Origin of the sequence: Microcystis sp. M179S2, assembly GCF_020245805.1 — a bacterium.
In the GTDB taxonomy this organism is placed as follows: Bacteria; Cyanobacteriota; Cyanobacteriia; order Cyanobacteriales; family Microcystaceae; genus Microcystis; species Microcystis aeruginosa.
On the sequence record NZ_JADBUE010000205.1, the window covers coordinates 1 to 19,153 of the forward strand.

General features: G+C 45.1%; 14 protein-coding genes. 5 read left to right on the forward strand and 9 right to left on the reverse strand.

Translation table 11 applies throughout. The annotated features are described in order from the left end of the window. Nucleotides 1-490: 490 nt before the first annotated feature. From IM500_RS12640 to IM500_RS12665, 6 genes are all read right to left on the reverse strand, one after another. Nucleotides 491-1,417, reverse strand: coding sequence for a branched-chain amino acid transaminase (locus IM500_RS12640; RefSeq protein WP_190357388.1), 927 nt, complete (start codon nucleotides 1,415-1,417; stop codon nucleotides 491-493). A 23-nt stretch (nucleotides 1,418-1,440) separates the two neighbouring features. Then, nucleotides 1,441-3,201 carry a M61 family metallopeptidase gene (locus IM500_RS12645; RefSeq protein WP_287738582.1) on the reverse strand — a complete coding sequence of 587 codons (1,761 nt, stop codon included), beginning with the start codon at nucleotides 3,199-3,201 and terminating at the stop codon, nucleotides 1,441-1,443. Nucleotides 3,202-3,651: 450 nt separating this feature from the next. Further along, nucleotides 3,652-6,102, reverse strand: a complete 2,451-nt coding sequence (locus tag IM500_RS12650) for a transglycosylase domain-containing protein (protein ID WP_287738585.1) — start codon at nucleotides 6,100-6,102, stop codon at nucleotides 3,652-3,654. A gap of 145 nt (nucleotides 6,103-6,247) precedes the next feature. Further along, nucleotides 6,248-6,829 carry a rod shape-determining protein MreD gene (gene mreD, locus IM500_RS12655; RefSeq protein WP_147070005.1) on the reverse strand — a complete coding sequence of 194 codons (582 nt, stop codon included), beginning with the start codon at nucleotides 6,827-6,829 and terminating at the stop codon, nucleotides 6,248-6,250. After that, nucleotides 6,796-7,545 (reverse strand): rod shape-determining protein MreC, encoded by a 750-nt coding sequence (gene mreC / locus IM500_RS12660; RefSeq protein WP_147070007.1) that lies wholly within the window; start codon nucleotides 7,543-7,545, stop codon nucleotides 6,796-6,798. The genes mreD and mreC overlap by 34 nt, the downstream gene beginning before the upstream one ends. 73 nt (nucleotides 7,546-7,618) lie before the next feature. After that, nucleotides 7,619-8,656 carry a rod shape-determining protein gene (locus IM500_RS12665; protein WP_147070009.1) on the reverse strand — a complete coding sequence of 346 codons (1,038 nt, stop codon included), beginning with the start codon at nucleotides 8,654-8,656 and terminating at the stop codon, nucleotides 7,619-7,621. A gap of 223 nt (nucleotides 8,657-8,879) precedes the next feature. Between IM500_RS12665 and IM500_RS12670 the strand changes: the two genes are divergently transcribed. Continuing rightward, nucleotides 8,880-9,230, forward strand: coding sequence for a single-stranded DNA-binding protein (locus IM500_RS12670; protein ID WP_002802212.1), 351 nt, complete (start codon nucleotides 8,880-8,882; stop codon nucleotides 9,228-9,230). A gap of 260 nt (nucleotides 9,231-9,490) precedes the next feature. Here the strand turns inward: IM500_RS12670 and IM500_RS12675 are convergent, their stop codons facing one another. Further along, nucleotides 9,491-10,300 (reverse strand): aminotransferase class IV, encoded by an 810-nt coding sequence (locus tag IM500_RS12675; RefSeq protein WP_190722926.1) that lies wholly within the window; start codon nucleotides 10,298-10,300, stop codon nucleotides 9,491-9,493. A 29-nt stretch (nucleotides 10,301-10,329) separates the two neighbouring features. Here IM500_RS12675 and IM500_RS12680 point away from each other — a divergent pair, with 29 nt between their 5' ends. Beyond that, nucleotides 10,330-11,955, forward strand: coding sequence for an ArnT family glycosyltransferase (locus IM500_RS12680; RefSeq protein ID WP_287738588.1), 1,626 nt, complete (start codon nucleotides 10,330-10,332; stop codon nucleotides 11,953-11,955). A 109-nt stretch (nucleotides 11,956-12,064) separates the two neighbouring features. After that, nucleotides 12,065-15,052 carry an aminomethyl-transferring glycine dehydrogenase gene (gene gcvP, locus IM500_RS12685; protein ID WP_190722928.1) on the forward strand — a complete coding sequence of 996 codons (2,988 nt, stop codon included), beginning with the start codon at nucleotides 12,065-12,067 and terminating at the stop codon, nucleotides 15,050-15,052. 39 nt (nucleotides 15,053-15,091) lie between these two features. On the opposite strand, the gene lpxB is transcribed toward gcvP, so the two are convergent. Together lpxB and lpxA are read right to left on the reverse strand one after the other, a co-directional pair. Then, nucleotides 15,092-16,321: a lipid-A-disaccharide synthase gene (lpxB, locus tag IM500_RS12690; RefSeq protein ID WP_287738590.1), complete on the reverse strand. Its 1,230-nt coding sequence runs from the start codon at nucleotides 16,319-16,321 to the stop codon at nucleotides 15,092-15,094. 183 nt (nucleotides 16,322-16,504) lie between these two features. Next, complete coding sequence (gene lpxA, locus IM500_RS12695; protein WP_002797088.1) at nucleotides 16,505-17,341, reverse strand: acyl-ACP--UDP-N-acetylglucosamine O-acyltransferase; 837 nt, start codon at nucleotides 17,339-17,341, stop codon at nucleotides 16,505-16,507. Nucleotides 17,342-17,491: 150 nt separating this feature from the next. Between lpxA and IM500_RS12700 the strand changes: the two genes are divergently transcribed. Then, on the forward strand, nucleotides 17,492-18,811 hold the full coding sequence (locus tag IM500_RS12700) for a four-carbon acid sugar kinase family protein (RefSeq protein ID WP_190722930.1): 1,320 nt from the start codon (nucleotides 17,492-17,494) through the stop codon (nucleotides 18,809-18,811). 209 nt (nucleotides 18,812-19,020) lie between these two features. Further along, a partial coding sequence (locus tag IM500_RS12705; protein ID WP_071823976.1) for a helix-turn-helix domain-containing protein occupies nucleotides 19,021-19,153 on the forward strand: 133 nt, incomplete at its 3' end.

Genomic DNA, 19,153 nt, shown 5'->3' on the forward strand with positions numbered 1-19,153 from the left:
CCAGATAGATCAAGGAAAATCATAAATCGAGGTTAACCCTTTGTCCCGTAATGGTTTGAGCCTTTTTTGCTGACCGAAAACGCCTAAGTCCCACTAAGCCGAAAATTTCAGGGTTCCCCGGTCATTCTCAATAAACAGTGCTTGTTGAGAATGAATGGGCAATCAGACTTAACATCTAGGGGGAGATGTTCCAGTTGCTCGCTTTGTTTTGTCACCCCTTGAAGTCAATCCATCTGGTCAAGACAAGAGATAATATTCCTGGCAAGGTTTGGGAAAAAAGGCTCTTCGTTACTTGGTATGGTTAGATCGGGGGACATAAATCGACTAAATCCTTACCCGACAAGAGAGTTAATTGATTAGTTCGTTCTAGATCGAAAACAATTGACAAAGATAGCCGAACATCTCTGTGTATAAGGGTTTCATCCCTCATGACCCCGTCCATTGCATGAAACAAACCGAAGAACCGGAAAAATTGAGTGAATTTGTCTAACTACAAAGGAACTTTAGTAATCCAATCTTGATACTTTGGTTCCTGATTGAGAACGATAGAACTTAACTTTTCTTTTAACTGATAAGTAATCGGTTTAGCCGCGGGTAAAGAAAAAGTTTCAATCCTTTTAATCGGAGTAATTTTCGCCGCAGTGCCACTTAAAAACACCTCATCAGCGATAAATAACTCCGTCTTATCTACAGGTCTTTCAATAACCGGAATACCCAAATCCCGCGCGATAGTTAAAACACTATCTCTAGTAATACCCTCTAGGATATCTTGGTCAAAACTAGGAGTAATTAGCTGACCATTTCTGATGATAAAAATATTCATTCCCGTCGCTTCACAGACTTTACCCTGAGAATTCATTAAAATTGCCTCATCAAACCCCGATTCTACCGCTTCCGTTTTTGCTAAAGCAGAAGTGATATAAGCGGCGCTAATTTTACCTCGCAACGGGAAACTTCTATCCTCCTGACGATACCAAGAACTAATCCGACAGTTAACCCCATCGGCTGCTAAATAATCATCCATTTCTAGACCATAGACGAGAAAATCCTTCTCGATACCATGCAATCGCGGGGCAATTCCCAACCCCGAACTATAGACAAGGGGACGAATATAAAAAGGTCGATTACACTGATTCTTTTTAACAAAATCGATAATTATTTGATAGATTTTATCGGCAGGAATCTCGTAATTAAGAAACTTAGCACTTTGACTTAAACGCTGACAATGACGTTCCAATCTAAATAATAATATCTGTCCAGGATTGCTAGGGTCGGGAGTACCTCGTAAACCACCGAAAGCGGCAGTTCCGTAGTGTAGTGCGTGGGTAGCAACGGATAACTTTGCCTCGCTAAAAGGGATAAATTTATTCTCAAAATAGGCGAGAGGAAGGAAAGGAATTTCGGCAGTAATAGACATTTTTTTGTTGATTTAACCAAGAACTAAACGGGATTTACCCATGCGGAAAAATTTTGTTTCTGGCTATTAGAAGGATTTTCTACCCTGATAATTTCATAGCGAATCGTCTGCGGGGCAGCCAGTGGAACAGCAAGGGTTCGCAATTCATCGAGATGAAAGACTGTTATCTGAATAATATCACCTGCGCGGTAGTCTTTTAATCTTTCGTTTAACTGTTCCGCCGTCACTCGCAATCCATCGATAGCCAATAATTCATCATCAGCATTAATTCCCGCTTTTTGGCAAGGGGAACCCATCTCGACAAATTTAATTATTTCTTTACCCGCTTCACTCTGTACCCGCATTCCCAGATGAGGTATCGTCTCCCCATTGTCAACCCCCCGCAGATAGAGTCCAAAGGGTTCAAGATATTGATTAAAGGGTAATTCTGCCAAACCGTCGATATAACGCTGGTAGAAGTCGCTTAAATCCACCCCCGCAGCCGATTCGAGAATTGCCTGCAATTCCCCATCGGTATAACCAATCTCCTCTTTACCGAAATGTTGCCACATCGAGCGTAAAACATCATCGAGGGAACGACGGTTATCGGTGTGGGTGCGAATTAGTAAATCGAGAAGCAGCGACAATAATTCCCCCTTGAGATAGTAGGAAATTTGACTATTATCGCTATTGCTATCCCGTCGGTAGAGTTTTATCCAAGCATCAAAACTCGATTCGCCTAGAGGTTGGACAAGACGACCGGGTATATTGAGATAACGAGTAATTTCTTTGCTTAAAAGCTCTAAAAAAGTCTTACTATCGTATATTCCCGCCCGTAGAGGGATTATCATATCGTAATAACTGGTGGTTCCTTCGGCAAACCAGAGGGAAGAAGTATAATTTTCTGCATCATAATCGAAGCTTTCTAAAGCTTTTGGGCGAATACGCTTGATATTCCAGAGATGAAAGAACTCATGGGCGACTAATTGCAGAAAACGATTATATTTATCCTTATCTCGTAATCCCAAACGCATATAGTTAAGGGTACAGGAATTTTTATGTTCTAGTCCCCCGTAACCAGCCGCCGAAAGATGTAGCAAAAAGAGATAATTATCATAAGGGAGTCCACCGAACATAGCCGACTCGGTTTGAATAATTTTAGTGGTATCGGCGATAATTTGACTAGGATTGGCGTTTCCCCGTCCCCAGATAGCTAATTGATGGGGTTTTCCCTCGACGACAAAATCGTATAACTGATGAATCCCCACCTCCACAGGACTGTCCACTAGGGTATCAAAATCGGGAACGTGAAAGGTGTTTTTCTGTCCGGGTAAAGATTTTAAGGCAGTGGTAACGCGCCAATCGCCATGGGGAGGGATAATTGTCAGGGTGAGGGGATGTTTTTGATAATCGGGGATATAGAAAAATAAAGCAGCCCCGTTGAAGTAACCGTGAGTATCATCGAGATGGTTGGTTCTGACGGTTAAATCGTGGGCAAAAACGCGATATTTGACCGTTATTTCGGAACTGTCACCATTGTCAATCTGCCAGTGATTTTTAGCAACTTTGCGACTGTTGAGGTTAACAGCTTGAAAATCTTGGACTAAACGGGAGTATTCCCGCACTAGATAGGAACCGGGAGTCCAAACCGGCATTTTTAGGTTTAAAATCGGAGCTTGCCAACCGGTAATTTGTAGAGTGACTTCAAAGAGGTGCGAAGTCGGTTCCGACATAGCCACTTGATAGCTGAGACTTAAACGAGTTGAAGAGATGGTAGTGGGGGAAATAAAACTGGTCATCGGCATTAAACAAGCTTTTTAGTTATTCTACTGAGTCCGGTTATTAAAAACTGATTATTTATTCCCCCTTTTGCATGAGTGCCTCTCCTGATATGTAGCCTATACTCAACGGATGGCCGTATTACTTCCGATTTTATCACTCAATCCAAGCCTTTGGGGGGTAGAACCCCCAAACTCCTAGGGTTGATTGATAGTAGGGTTGATTGATAGTAGGGTTGATTCATGAATCAACCCTACCCAAACCCCCCGTTGGGGGACAGCCGCTGACGCATCTGTAATAATTTAAGAGTCACTCCCCTTGCATGACTGTCTCTCCTGATATGTAGCCTATACTCAACGGATTTAACCCCGTGTGCAACTATATTTTTACTCTTGATTTACAAGGCTTTCAGAAATCAGCAGAGATAAAGTATCCTCTGTAACCCCCGCAAATCCTGCGAGGGTTGTCGTGCCGATTCAGCGTCTTTCTGCCGGGGGTGCGGGAGGAATCACATCGGTGGGAGGGGTTACCTCTAGGGGAACCGAACGAGTTTCGGGGGCCGCCACAGTGACGGGAACGGTAATCGGTTCGGCTGCCGCGGCGGCCGTATTTTCAGGACTAGGCGCAGCGGCGCTGGACGGAGCGACGGTAGTACGCCGACGACTAGAACGGCGTTGGCCCGGTTCGCTAGTATTAGAACGAACGATAGTTTGCTCGCGACTTACCCGAACCCGTCGCCGTCTGCGGATGGGGCCTTCGGTGGGGGAACCCTCATCGCTGCTGGCTAAACGATTGTTAGTAGTTTGGGTAAAGTAGGTACGTCGGGGTTTAATGGGTTCCGCTTTTACTGTCACTGGACGTTTGCCTAAATTCGGTTCTGGGAAACCTTGATAGGGAATATCCTTGATTGCTCCTAACATAAATTGTCGCCACATCCAAGCGGACATGGTACTGGCTCCATTGGTGGGTTTATTATTGTCATTACCGAGCCAAATTCCCGTGACTAATTGGGGAATATAACCGACGAACCAAAGGTCGCGAGCCTTATCAGAAGTGCCGGTTTTTCCTGCTACCGGACGACCAATTTGTGCGGGGGTTCCCGTTCCCGAATTAACCACATCCTGCAGCATCCAAGTCATCGTCGCTGCCGTGTTTTTATTCAGAGCAGTTTTCGGTTTAAAATTGGCTTGATAAATTACCTTACCATTGCGATCGAGTACCTGATTAATACCGTAAACTGGTTGATGCACACCATTATTAGCAAAGGTTCCGTAGGCGCTGGTCAATTCTAAAAGATTGACTTCCGAAGCACCCAAAGCCAAAGAATAAGTGGGTAAAAGTTTCGACTGGATCCCCATATCTTGAGCTAATTTAATCACCGGATTCCAACCCACAGCCACTAACACCTGAACTGCCACCACATTCAGGGAAGAAGTCAAAGCATCGCGCATGGACACCTCGCGGCCGCTATACTTATCGCCGTAGTTTTCCGGTTTATAACCATCCACCACATACTGTGCATCTTTATAATTAGAATAGGGGGATTTCCCCGCCGCAATCGCCGCCGCATAGACAAAAGGTTTAAAAGTAGATCCCGGCTGACGTTTTGCCTGTGTCACCCGATTGAATTGATTCTTATCGTGGTCAATTCCCCCGACCATAGCCTTAATTTGTCCATTTTTGGGGTCAATTGCCACTAAAGCCGCCTGTTGGAAGTGCTGCCACTGGCCATAACGAGAAACCGCTCTTTCTACCACTTCCTCCGCTTCGCTTTGCCAACGAGGATTAAGGGTAGTTTTTACCACCAATCCCCCCGCTTCTAGGGTTTTAGCGGGAACCAGTTGCGGCAGTTCTTTTTCCACATAATCGGTAAAATAGGCCGCTTGCCGTTGCAGACGTTTTAGGGGACTGGTTTTAAGACCTAGGGGAGATGCGATCGCCAGTTCTGCTTGAGCGTTAGTAATAAATCCCACCTCGGCCATAGTTTTTAGGACGATATTACGCCGTTCTAGGGCAGATTTAGGGTTTTCGAGGGGAGAATAGAGACTAGGAGCGGGAACAATCCCGGCAAGGGTGGCAGCTTCGGCTAGAGTTAATTTATCGACGGGTTTACTGAAATATAACCAAGCGGCATCGGCAAGACCGTAGGCCCCGGAACCGAGATAAACTAGGTGAAAATAACGCTCTAAAATCTGGTCTTTTGTATAGTTATCTTCTATTTTCTGAGCGATACGCATTTCCCGTAATTTGCGATCAAAGCTCCTTTCTTGGGATAAAAAGACAATCCGGGCCAATTGTTGGGTGATGGTGCTGCCTCCTTCCACCACTCCCCCGGCTCTCAGGTTAGAAAAGAGAGCGCGAGCAATACCCTGGCCATCAACTCCCCCGTGTTGGCGAAAACGGCGGTCTTCACTAGCGATAAAGGCCTCCTGTACCAGTGGGGGAACTTGGGCAATTTTCACGGTTTCGTAGGTACTAGGGCCATTTTGCTTGAGGATTTCCCCATTAGCGGCTTGAATGGTTAGGGTGCCGGGACGAGTATATGTTTGTATATCGGCGATATTTTGCGGTAGAGAGGTTTCAAGGCGATAAATGCCCCAACCTACCCCTAAAATGCCCCCAGTTACGCCTAATCCCAATCCCAAGTACAACCCAAAGCGGGGATGTTGTCGCCATTGCGGTAAGGGGGAATTGTCGATCAGGGTAGTAAATTTGTTTTTTATGGGTTTAAATGTCTCTAGAGCCTTGCTACTGGTTTGGGAGACTAAATTAACCTTTTTTTCTTCGGAAGCGGCTTCTACTGGCTTTTCCCCCGCAAATGGCGCAGATTTGGAGTCTATAGGATCGACTTTAGGGGGTTGCTCGGAATTCTCTAATTTATTAGCAAGATTATGAAAAAATTGACTAAGTTTTTGTTTGTATTTCATGTTAGTTGAGCGGGTGAGGGTGAGGGTGTTGGGGTGTTGGGGTGTTGGGGTGGTGGGAAGTGGGGAAAGGGAAGTGGGGAAGTGGGGTGTTGGGGAATTTAGCTGAAATTTCCCCATCTCCCTATTTCCCTAAATCCCTATTTCCTTAAAGATCGCTAAATTGTCGCCACCATTGCTGGAGGGGATAATAGACGAGGGGAGTCCAGAGACTACTAAGCAGAGCAGCAGTGAGGCCAATGCGTTGATAATCGAGCCAAAGATCAGCGAGATTTTTGCCTCCTTGTAGATAGTATTGAAAAGCGATCGCACCATCGGCGATTAAAGTCATAACAAAGACAATTAAGACCACGGCGATCAATTCTTCTTTAACATAACGTTGTCGGTGTAAACGGGAAGTGAGGAAACCGATGAGACCAAAAACCATGATATGGGAAGGATAATTAGAGGTAAGACTATCTTGAATAGTGCCGAGCGCTAATCCGGCCACCACACTATCGAGACAAGAGCGATTGAGACTCCAACTAACCAACCAAATCAGTAACCAATTGGGAGCGATGCCTAAAATCTCCATACCGGGCAGCCGCATTAAGGAAAGAAAGGTACAGAGAAGCAGCGAAGCGATAGTGACTAAAATATTCAGTATAAAACGAGAACGGGCTGATAAACGGTTTAATTTCAGCATAATTCCCCCTCTCACTGCTGGGGTTGCGGGTGAACGAACACCCATTCGAGATTGTCCACGGTGGCGGTAAATTCAATTTTGGCGGTGGGGGCGGGATTTTCCTGTAAATTAAGGGAAATTATGCGACCGATGGGCAACCCTGGCGAAAAAAGGCTACTAAAAGCCGAAGTTGTCACCACATCTCCCGGTTTGACATCGGGAGCTTTTTCAAAAAAGCGCAGGGTGGCGACTTGGGAATCCTGACCTTGAATTAAACCCATGGCCCGACTACGATTCACCGTTGCTCCGATGCGACTTTGGGAATTACTGACCAATAAAACTTTGCTGGTGTGGGGAGTAACTTCCCTAATCCGTCCCACTAAACCGCCAATTCCCGTCACCGAAGCACCCACTTCCACACCATCGGTGCTACCCCGACCGATAATTACCTGTTGCCACCAATCATCAGCGCTGCGGCCAATAATTGGGGCAGAAATCAGGGGTTTTTTCTGGGTTTGATAATAACCAAGCTGTTTTTTTAATTGTTGATTTTGATATTCGACTTCACTTAAACGATTTTGTAATTCTCGCACCCGTTGATCGGCCAGAAGTTGCTCTTGCAGATTAGTTTCCTCTCCCTGAAAAGGGCGGGTTAATAAACCATACAATTCTAAAATCGCCCCACTTTGATAGGTGCGAATGTACCAAGCTCCTCCCAGAGCGGCAGCGAGCAGAAAAATTCGCCATCCCTGCTGTGTCCATTTTCGTCGTGCTGAATACATGAGCGATTTAAAACCTCTTGGCTGTGTAGAGTGAGAATCCGTGTGTTTTGCCGCTAACCGATCCTAGTGACCTTTAGACATTGCGAGTTGTTTCATTAACGATCCGCTCAAAGAGTTTCTGATTTTTTAACACTTCTCCCGTGCCTTTGACAACACAGCGCAGGGGATCTTCAGCGATATGGGTAACGATACCGGTTTCGTGACTGACTAGGCGATCGAGTCCCCGTAATAAAGCACCCCCTCCCGCTAACATGATGCCGCGATCGATAATATCGGCCGCTAATTCGGGGGGAGTTTTTTCTAGGGTACGTTTGATCGCATCAACGATCACGGAAAGTGGCTCATCCATACTTTCCCGCACTTCTTCCGCTTTGATCGTCACGGTGCGGGGTAAACCGGACATAAGATGCAATCCCCGCACTTCCAGAGGAGGAAATTCATCTCCGGGGGAGGGATAAGCCGAACCAAGGCGAATTTTGATATCTTCGGCCGTGCGTTCCCCGATAATCAGGTTATGGACTTTTTTTAGATAAGCGATAATTGCTTCCGTGAGTTCATCCCCGGCCACACGGACCGATTCGCTGATCACTGTCCCATCGAGACTGAGAATCGCCACTTCCGTGGTGCCACCACCGATATCGATGATCATATTTCCCGTCGCTTCCGAGACGGGTAAACCGGCACCCAAGGCCGCAGCAACCGGTTCATCAATTAACCCCACTTCTCGCGAGCCGGCATTTTTGGCCGCATCCACCACCGCACGTCTTTCTACTCCAGTAATCCCACTGGGAACACCGATTACCATGCGGGGATTGCCAATCGTGCCATCGAGCGCTCGTTTGATGAATTCCGCTAACATGATCTCGCAGCTGTAAAAATCGGCGATTACCCCATCGCGCAGGGGTCGCAGAGCGGTGACATGGCCCGGAGTCCGACCGAGCATTTTTTTGGCCTCCTCCCCGACAGCGATCGGGTTACGATCTTGATCGATCGCCACTACCGATGGTTCCTCTAAAACAATACCTTTCCCTGACACATAAACGAGGGTGTTTGCTGTCCCCAAGTCTATACCTATGTCCCTTGATAAGGCTAGACCTCTAAAAAAACCCACTTGTTTTCACTCCTGTTCTTATAACAACGTTGCTATGGCTAGACTTTCGATCGAATCGACTTGGATTTTATTACGTTTTGTTTCTCAAGTCTAGTTAATTATCGCTTCTTTCTCTCCAGATTGACGCAAATCCTGCCCCTAATTTTCTCCCTAGCCACCGGTCAAAGTCAGGGTTTCGGGCTAAAATAAACATACTATTGTACTAAATTGAGGATTTAAGACCATGAGTTTAAATCTGGTTCATTTGGTGGGACGAGCGGGGAGAGACCCAGAAACCAAGTATTTCGAGTCGGGTAAGGTTTTATGTACTTTAACTTTAGCGGTTAATCGTCGCTCTAAAAATAGCGATCAGCCGGATTGGTTCGATCTGGAAATTTGGGGCAAAACGGCGGAAGTGGCCGCTAATTATGTGAAAAAAGGCGGTTTAATCGGAATTAAAGGTTCTTTAAAAATGGATACCTGGAATGACAAAAACACGGGATTAGCTCGCTCTAAACCGGTGATTCTCGTCGATCAACTAGATTTACTCGGTTCTAAACGCGATAGTGAGGCTAATTCCGAGCGAGAATTTTAAAGCTTAAGCGGTATTATTTCCAGATTTTAGGTGTGTTAGCCTCTAGTAACACACCTTTATTAGACCTCTTGTAAAAATCAAAAATTGTTGTTAGGGTTAGGAGTCAGGAGTCAGGAGTCAGGAGTTAGTAGTCAGTGGTCAGGAGAATTAAGAATGAATAATAAGCAATTAAATGGTCTATTCACAGATTTTAGGCAATTCAATCCTTATTTTTGCCGTTTTTGAATCCTCAGAAATTGATTGTTAATCATGCCAGAAGTTTATTTATTCTCTAATTGACTGGAAAAATATTGCTGTAAATCCGGTAAAACTTGCCGATAAATGGCTGTATTTATCTGTAGATTCCAGCCAAGAATAGAATTAAAAGGGATAATTTCCACCAGGGAATTACTATAAGCAATCCCTTCTAAAGTCCCGACAAATTCGGGGGTCCAGAGATTTTCTTCTAGGGAAATATTTTGTTTTTTTAACCAGCCGATCAAAGCCGAGCGCCCGATGCCGGGTAAAATATCAGCAGTCAGCAGGGGACTGTACCAGCAATTATCTTTCCATCCCCATAAATTACCCGTGCTAGTTTCTAACCAATTCCCAACTCGATCGACTAATATCGCTTCTTTTGCTCCTTTTTTTTGAGCAGTTTGTGACGCTAACCAAGGGGTTAAATAATTACCAGTTTTATGTTCTCCTAAAATGCGTTGCCAAGCGGGATTATCTATTACCCAGCCAATAATTCCCCGCTCTTGTCTAAGGTTTAAATCTTCGGGGAGAAATCTGCCTTTAATCCACTCCCTGCCATCGGGAAAAATTGTAATTCTCAGGACAGGATAGAATCGGGATAATTCTTCGGCTCCTTGGCGAATTCGCTGCCAATCGGGATCAGACCATTGGAAAACTTGTAAACTAGAGTGCAGACGTTTGAGATGTTCTTGCCAATGGGTTAGGGGATGATCTAAGCTTTGTTGATAGATACGCAGGGTAGTAAAGAGTGTGGCTCCATAAAGCAGTCCAATATCATCAATACCCAGACTTATTCGCTCATCCTCGATTAATTCGCCATTATACCAATACATAATCAGTTAACTGTTTACTGCCCTAGCTTATGAACCGTCAAAAATTTACTTGGGGATATTCTAGCTATAAATTGCGTCAGAGAGAAAATTTTAAAGAATTTCTGTGTTTACTGGGATTATTAATAGCGGCCTTAATTATCTATCTAGTGGGATTAGGTAATTTACCCTTGCGGGATTGGGATGAAGCGACCATTGCTCAGGTGGCCAAGGAAATTAGCCAAACCCCACTGGAACAATTGCGCTGGTTATTTCCTAGTCTTTGGGGTGATCCCTACCTGAATAAACCACCGTTGATTCATAGTTTGATTGGTCTAACCTACCATTTCGGGGGCATTAATGAGGCCAATACGAGACTAATTCCCGCTTTTTTAACAGCTTTATCGGTGCCGCTCCTCTACCTTCTCGGTCGAGAAATTTTTCCCGCTCGTTTGCCAGCTTTACTATCGGCCTTAATTTATCTAACTCTTTTGCCGGTGGTGCGCCATGGCCGTTTAGCCATGTTGGATGGAGCGGTATTATGTTTTGAAATGCTGATGTTTGTCTGTTTACTGCGCTCACGGCGCGATTTACGCTGGTCTCTGGGGGCGGGGTTAGGATTTGCCCTCCTTTGTCTGACCAAGGGTATTATGGGGCTATTATTGACGGGTATCGGCTTGATTTTTCTGCTCTGGGATACCCCCCGGTTATTAACGTCTGCCTATTTTTGGTCGGGTTGGTTGTTGGGAGCAACTCCCGCTTTTGCCTGGTATAGCGCCCAATTTTGGCACTACGAGCGGGAGTTTCTCGATTCCCTTTTTGTTCAACAGTTAAAGCGAGTTAGTGACGATCTCGACGATCATCGCGGACCGTTTTGGTATTATCTGCTGGAAATTCTTAAATATAGTTGGCCTTGGTTAATTTTCTCGGTTTGGGGTTTAGGTTTAGCACGTCAGGAACATCTCTACAGTTGGGCGAAGTTACTGTTAGTTTGGACGGGTGTTTATCTGTTGGTGGTTTCGGTAATGGCGACCAAGTTGCCTTGGTATATTCTGCCGATCTATCCGGCCTTGGCTTTAGCGGCCGGTTATGCCTTGGCGCAGCTGGGTAATCTTCCCATTGATCGCCCCTATAATCCAATCTGGTCAATTATTCTGGGTATTATCGGCGTTGGGGCGGGTTTATTAGCTTTAATGGTCTATTTTCCGGGTAATTTTGCCGCTATCGAACCTATCCATCCCTTAATTCTTTTAACCTTATTGTCACTTTCCTTGACCATGGTGACAACGGCGATTTTGTTAGCTCGGCGCTCGGAACAATTCAGCGTGGTTTTACTCTGGGGAATGTTGGTTTCTTTGTTTATTTTTGTCAATTCTCCCCTGTGGATCTGGGAATTAAATGAGAATTTCCCCGTCAAACCGGTGGCGAGTTTGGTACAGAAATATGTGCCGGCCGATCACCCTGTTTATATTGCTTTTGCCTACGAGCGCCCCTCATTAAATTTTTATAGTGGTCGTCGGGTTTTTCCCCTTGCTGCTGAAGAATTAATCAATTATTGGCAAAGTCACAAGCAACCCTACCTAATTATCGATCGTCAAACCAAAGAAGCTACTGATTTAGGAGGATTAAAGGTGATCGGCTCTACGGATTCCGGTTGGTTTTTGGTGACAAAGCAGTAGTGAGGTTAATTTTGGGCATACTTTTCGATAGCAAATTAGCTGAGACTTTAACTTGCTGGCTTCAAATATTAGAAAAATTTTACAAGTTGCGTTAAAATCACCCCTAGCGATGAAACGCAACACTTTTGTAATTGTTGAAACCGAGATTAATATGCTAAATAGGTCAATTACGGCCGAGAAAACCGAGGAATTCGCTCCTGCTGACCTGCAAGACCTGCTAGACTGCACCGATAGCTTTGTTAACCGTCACATTGGACCGACGGAGACGGAAATCGAGAAAATGCTGGCGGTTTTGGGTGTTGCTACCGTGGAGGAATTAATCGCTCAAACGGTCCCTGCAGCAATTCGTTTACAAAAAAGCCTTAATCTAGCACCTGCCTTGAGTGAATACGCCGCTCTTGCCCAATTAAAAGCTATTGCCTCCAAAAATCAGGTATTTCGCTCCTTTATTGGCATGGGCTACCATGACTGTATCACCCCGCCGGTAATTCTCCGCAACATCTTAGAAAATCCGGGTTGGTACACCGCCTATACTCCCTATCAAGCGGAAATCGCCCAAGGACGCTTAGAAGCTCTCTTAAACTTCCAAACTCTCATCACTAGCTTAACCGGTCTGGAAATTGCTAACGCTTCCCTCCTCGATGAAGGAACAGCAGCTGCGGAAGCGATGAGTATGAGTTATGGACTGTGTAAAACTAAAGCCAATGCTTTCTTTATCTCTAGTAGTTGCCATCCCCAAACGATTGAAGTTGTTAAAACCAGAGCGATTCCTTTAGGTATTGACATTATTATCGATGATCATCGTCTCTTTGACTTTCAAACGCCGATTTTTGGCGCATTATTACAATATCCAGCCACCGATGGCCTAATTTATGACTATCGGGAATTTATCGCCAAAGCGCAGGAAAATGGGGCTTTAGTCACCGTTGCCGCCGATATTCTCAGTTTAGCCCTGTTGACTCCCCCCGGCGAATTGGGGGCTGATATTGCCGTGGGTAGCAGTCAACGCCTTGGGGTTCCCTTGGGTTATGGGGGTCCCCATGCCGCTTATTTTGCCACCAAAGATGCCTATAAACGCAGCATTCCGGGGCGCATTGTCGGGGTATCGAAGGATAGTCAGGGTAACCCCGCACTGCGTTTAGCTTTGCAAACCCGCGAACAACATATCCGCCGGGATAAAGCCACCAGTAATATTTGTACCGCACAGGTGTTACTAGCGGTGATTGCTTCCATGTACGCGGTGTATCACGGACCGGAAGGAATCAAGAAAATCGCCCAAAGAGTGCAGAAATTAACCGCTTTATTGGCAAATGGTTTAAAAAAGTTGGGTTATCAAGTGGGGAAAGAACCGTACTTCGATACGCTCAAAGTTACGGTATCCACGGGAGTTAAGGATATCTTCGCCAAGGCAAAAACCCATAAGATTAATCTGCGTTATTTTGATGAGAATAATCTAGGAATTAGTCTCGATGAAACCACCAGTCTCAGGGATGTGTGGGATTTATGGCAAATTTTTGCCCCCACCGAGGAATTACCCTTTACCGCGGCGGAATTAGTCGAGAAAATTAGTCTAGAATTACCCGCTAATTTAACCCGTACCAGTGCCTATCTTACCGAACCGGTGTTCAATCGTTACCACTCGGAAACGGAATTACTCAGATATCTGCACCGTCTGGAAACAAAGGATTTAGCCTTAAATACTTCCATGATTCCCCTCGGTTCCTGTACGATGAAACTCAATGCCGTAGCGGAGATGATTCCGGTAACTTGGGCAGAATTCGGCAAATTACACCCTTTTGCCCCGATTGACCAAGCAGAAGGCTATCAACTGCTCTTTCAACAGTTAGAAACTTGGTTAGGGGAAATTACCGGGTTTGATGGCATTTCCCTACAACCGAACGCCGGTTCTCAGGGAGAGTATGCCGGTTTACAGGTAATCCGAGCCTACTATGAAAGTCGCGGTCAAGGTCATCGTCAGATTTGCTTAATTCCTGAGTCCGCTCACGGGACTAATCCTGCCAGCGCTGTTATGTGTGGTATGAAAGTAGTGGCGGTTAATTGCGATTCTCGGGGCAATATTGATATTAATGACCTGAAAACTAAGGCCCAGAAGCATCAGGATAATCTAGCGGCTTTGATGGTGACGTATCCTTCCACTCACGGCGTTTTTGAACAGGGAATTAGCGAAATTTGTGCCTTGATTCATCAATACGGTGGTCAAGTCTATATGGATGGAGCCAATATGAATGCTCAGGTGGGTTTATGTCGTCCGGCGGATTTTGGCGCTGATGTCTGTCACTTGAATCTTCATAAAACCTTCTGTATTCCCCACGGTGGTGGCGGACCCGGTATGGGACCAATCGGAGTAAAATCCCATTTAGTGCCTTTTCTGCCCGATGTTTCCCTAGTTTTGGCGAAATTATCCCCAGAAACCGCTAATGGTAAGCATCAGGACTCGATTGGGGCAATTTCGGCCGCGCCTTGGGGTAGTGCCAGCATTTTGGTGATTTCTTGGATGTATATCGCTATGATGGGGGCAGCCGGCTTGAAAAAAGCGACAGAAGTGGCAATTTTGAACGCTAATTATCTGGCTTTTCGTCTGGAGTCGGCCTATCCGGTGTTATTTAAGGGTAGCGCGGGAACGGTTGCCCACGAGTGCGTGATTGATTTACGTCCCCTGAAAAAACAGGCCGGCATCGAGGTGGAAGATGTGGCAAAACGCTTGATGGATTTCGGTTTCCACGCGCCGACGGTTTCTTGGCCCGTGGCGGGTACAATGATGGTGGAACCCACGGAAAGCGAATCTTTGGGGGAATTAGACCGTTTTTGTGAAGCTTTGTTAACTATCTATCAAGAAGTACAAGCGATCGCTAATGGTAGCATGGATCCCCACGATAATCCCTTGAAAAATGCCCCCCACACAGCCGCAGTTTTAACTGCTGATGATTGGAGTCGTCCCTATTCCCGTCAACAGGCAGCTTATCCGCTTTCTTGGCTAAAAGATTATAAATTCTGGCCGGTAGTGGGACGGGTTGATAATGCCTACGGGGACAGAAATCTGGTTTGTTCCTGTGAGGGTATGGACGCTTATAAGTAATCGTAATTCCTTGATAATATTTGGTGGGGTAGTGGCAAATTACCCCGCTTTTTTCTGGTTTTTCGGAACTTGATCCGTAAAATTAAGTACCTCTTGTGCCACTCGCTCGCAACTGCCTACTGTTCCTAAACTGGCTTTAGTTTCTGCGTATTCATCTAACATTTTTTGGCGACGTTGCTGATTTAATAATAGGTCTAGACATTCTTGCATAATTCTTTCTGGGTTAGCTTGCTCTTGTAATAGTTCGGGAACAATTTCTCGCATTAAAACTAAATTTACCGGTGAGACAAATGGTACAGAAAACTTCATAATATTGCGGGCAATCCAAGCAGTAACTGCACTTAAACGGTAAACCACCACCTGCGGCACATTTAATAAAGCAATTTCGAGATTAACTGTACCAGACTTAGCCACAGCCAGATCGGCAGCGGCAATCGCTTCTAAAGTCTGATCTCGTTCCATAATCACCGCATTTAATCCATATTCCTCGACTAATTCTCGCATTTTGGGTTCGTATAAAGCTAAGGGAACGGGAATTAAAAACTTAATATCGGGAATTTTTTCCTGTAATTTTTTAGCAGCAGCGCACACCGTCGGCACGAGATATTTAAACTCCTGTTGACGGGAAGCGGGTAACAAAGCGATCACTGTTTCTTCGGTTTTTATTGCCCATTTTTGCCGCATTTCTTGCCGATTGGGAGCATTGGCCATACGATCAACTAAAGGATGTCCCACCCAAGTTACTGGTAAACCTTTTGTTTCAAAAAAACGAGCTTCGGCAGGAAAAATTGCCAATAATTTATCCGTGACGGCGATTAATTTTTCCGTATTAAATAACTTTTCTGCTGTGGCCCTTAGTTTAGCTGAGGGGATATTTTCTTCCGACCAAATCCACACCTGTGGGGCAATATAATAAATAATTGGGACATCGGGAATAATTTTTTTAGCCGACTGACCGATCGCCACATTTGCCCCCACATAATCAATTAAAATAATCAGATCAGGGGGATGATCTCTAAAAAACTCTTTTGCTCGTTTTTGTAGTTGTAAAGTTGGCCAAATAAAGGGGATAGATTCAATTAATCCCATGGCAGCCAGTCGAGTGGTTTTACCCAACATTTTTGCTCCGGCTAACTCCATGCGATCACCACCTAAGGCAAAAATTTCTAACTCAATTTCTTGGGTTTTAGCTAGTTTAAAAAGGGATTCAATCAGCATGGCTGCCTGTAAATCACCCGATACCTCACCCGTGCTAATAAATATACGCATTTGGATAATTATTTGATAATAAAAGAATTCAGGAGTCAGGAGTCGGGAGATAGGAGTCAGGAGTCAGGATTGCTGGAGATAGGAGTCAGGAGACACGAGATTATTTTTATTTATTCTTCCCACTTCCCCACTTCCCCATCACCCCACACCCTACACCCCACAGACTGTTCCTCAATCAATAAATTATTTCCCCGGAATTAAACCGCGGCGTTTTTCTCCCGTGGTAGAGGATTGTAAAAATTGACAGAGATGTTGAACATGGGGGTTATCGGTTAAGAGAGAAACTTGTTCTAAAGCCTCCTGAAGATTTATATTAGAACGATAGATAATCCGAAAAGCTTTTTTCAGTAAAGCTAGATCTTCATCGGTAAAACCTGCTCTTTGTAAACCGACTAAATTAAGAGTTCGCACCCGACAGGGATTGCCTTCCACTAAAGTAAAAGGGGGAACATCGCGATCAATACGACTCATTCCTCCTAACATGGCCATTTTGCCAATATGAACAAATTGATGTACTCCTAAAACCCCCCCGATAACTGCTTTTGATTCGATCTGGACATGACCTGCCAAGGCGACACTATTAGCGATAATAATGTTATCTTGCAAAATACAATTATGGGCAACGTGAACATAGGCCATTAATAAATTATTACTGCCAATTTGGGTAACTTCTCCCGTATCCGTGGCGCGATTAATCGTGACAAACTCGCGAATTTGGTTATGATCACCAATTTCCACGCTACTTTCGCCACCTTTATACTTTAAATCCTGTGGTTCATTACCAATAACAGCCCCGGAAAAAATATGATTACCCTTGCCAATTTTGGTCGGACCCTCAATGACCACATGGGCATCAATAATTGTATCAGCTTCAATTTCCACATTGGCCCCGATCACAGCATAGGGACCAACTTTAACCTTGGGAGCAAGTTTTGCCGACGGATGGATAACCGCAGTGGGGTGGATTAACGTATTCAAAGGGAAGTCTCCCGCGCTCAACTTCGTCACTGTATGAATCATGGTATAGCTTATCCTATATTGGACAGATTGTGATCAAGATTGATAGCGGTTGCTTGCGGAGGGGACGACTTTAATGGGGAACCAGAACCCGATAAACTATTAACCAGATTCTCTTGATTCCCCCGTCCCTCCCATCCTGATAAAAAATATATGAGCAATAATAGACCTAAAATTATAGTCTTAGATGACGACCCGACAGGTTCCCAAACAGTCCATAGTTGTCTGTTATTGATGCGGTGGGATGAAGATACTCTCCGCTTGGGATTGGCAGATAATGCGCCAATTTTCTTTGTTTTGACCAATACTCGCGCTTTAACCCCCGAAAAAGCCGAGTCTGTCACGCGAGAAGTCTGTCATAACCTGAAAACTGCCTTAACTAAAGAGGGAATCGAGGATTTTTTGGTGGTTAGTCGTTCCGATTCTACCCTGCGCGGGCATTATCCGATCGAAACTGATGTTATTGCCGAAGAATTGGGCGGTTTTGATGCACATTTCCTGATTCCAGCCTTTTTTGAGGGGGGGAGAATCACTCGCGATAGTATTCACTATTTAATCATCGATGGCGTTCCCACTCCCGTCCACGAGACGGAATTCGCTCGCGATTCGGTTTTTGCCTACCACTACAGTTATCTGCCGGATTATGTGGAGGAGAAAACGAAAGGTAAAATTAAAGCAGATGATGTGGAAAGATTTTTACTGGCAGATATCCGTCAAGGTAGTTTAGAACGACTGCAAAAGCTCAAAAATAATCAATGTGGGGTGGTAGATGGGGAAACTCAAGCGGATCTCGATCGCTTTGCTGAAGATATTTTAACCGCCGCAGGGGAGGGAAAAAAATTTTTATTCCGTAGTGCCGCCAGTATTTTAACTTCTTTGGCTAATTTAGGAACTCAACCGATCGCACCCGAATCTATGGGTAAGTATAAGCCCACGGGGGAAGCCGGGGCAATTATCGTCGGTTCCCACGTCAAAAAAACTAGCCAACAATTAGATGAACTGCTTCAACAACCCAACACCGTCGGAGTCGAAATCGATGTGACGGCATTGCGCGATCGTCCCGATCAACGAGAGCAACTCCTAGCACAAGCTCTGGAAAAAGTCAAGCTTATTCACAAAAATAAACAAACCCCCGTTATCTATACCAGTCGGCAAGAGTTAACCTTTGCCTCTGTGCAGAAACGCCTTGATTTTGGGGTTGCCGTCTCCACCCTGTTAATGGACATTGTTAAGGGTTTACCCAGTGACATCAGTTTTTTAATCAGTAAAGGCGGAATTACCTCTAATGATGTCTTAAGTACGGGTTTAAGCCTGCGTTCGGCCCGTTTACTCGGTCAGATTCTCCCCGGTGTCTCCATGGTCCGCACAGCAGCCGATCATCCCCTCTTTCCTAATTTACCCGTGGTTCTTTTCCCGGGTAACGTTGGTGATGTCCAAGCTTTAGCCACAGTTTATCAACGTTTGTGTCAATAGGAGGGGATAGGAGACTCCGAGACAGGAGACAGGAGACAGGAGACAAATTCAGCTTTTTCTCCCCAACACTCAACCTCATCTGCTCACTCCTATCTCCTATTCCCTGAGCAAGGTTCATCGAAAATTTTGGGTCTGAAACCCCGTCGTTCTACGACGGCTTTACTGTTAAATATTAGCACATTTACGAAATATATGCTAAAATGTGAGGTATGGAAAAAGCCTATTCGTTTCGATTTTACCCAACACCCGAACAAGAGTCGCTATTGCGGCGCACTTTGGGCTGTGTAAGATTGGTTTACAATAAGGCACTCCATCTCAGAACACAAGCATGGTACGAAAGAC

What these genes read in the sequence shown, in the direction of transcription:
- IM500_RS12640 (WP_190357388.1), bottom strand. Translation starts at nt 1,417, where the DNA reads ATGTCTATTACTGCCGAAATTCCTTTCCTTCCTCTCGCCTATTTTGAG.
- IM500_RS12645 (WP_287738582.1), bottom strand. Translation starts at nt 3,201, where the DNA reads ATGCCGATGACCAGTTTTATTTCCCCCACTACCATCTCTTCAACTCGT.
- IM500_RS12650 (WP_287738585.1), bottom strand. Translation starts at nt 6,102, where the DNA reads ATGAAATACAAACAAAAACTTAGTCAATTTTTTCATAATCTTGCTAAT.
- mreD (WP_147070005.1), bottom strand. Translation starts at nt 6,829, where the DNA reads ATGGGTGTTCGTTCACCCGCAACCCCAGCAGTGAGAGGGGGAATTATG.
- mreC (WP_147070007.1), bottom strand. Translation starts at nt 7,545, where the DNA reads ATGTATTCAGCACGACGAAAATGGACACAGCAGGGATGGCGAATTTTT.
- IM500_RS12670 (WP_002802212.1), top strand. Translation starts at nt 8,880, where the DNA reads ATGAGTTTAAATCTGGTTCATTTGGTGGGACGAGCGGGGAGAGACCCA.
- IM500_RS12675 (WP_190722926.1), bottom strand. Translation starts at nt 10,300, where the DNA reads ATGTATTGGTATAATGGCGAATTAATCGAGGATGAGCGAATAAGTCTG.
- IM500_RS12680 (WP_287738588.1), top strand. Translation starts at nt 10,330, where the DNA reads ATGAACCGTCAAAAATTTACTTGGGGATATTCTAGCTATAAATTGCGT.
- gcvP (WP_190722928.1), top strand. Translation starts at nt 12,065, where the DNA reads ATGAAACGCAACACTTTTGTAATTGTTGAAACCGAGATTAATATGCTA.
- lpxB (WP_287738590.1), bottom strand. Translation starts at nt 16,321, where the DNA reads ATGCGTATATTTATTAGCACGGGTGAGGTATCGGGTGATTTACAGGCA.
- lpxA (WP_002797088.1), bottom strand. Translation starts at nt 17,341, where the DNA reads ATGATTCATACAGTGACGAAGTTGAGCGCGGGAGACTTCCCTTTGAAT.
- IM500_RS12700 (WP_190722930.1), top strand. Translation starts at nt 17,492, where the DNA reads ATGAGCAATAATAGACCTAAAATTATAGTCTTAGATGACGACCCGACA.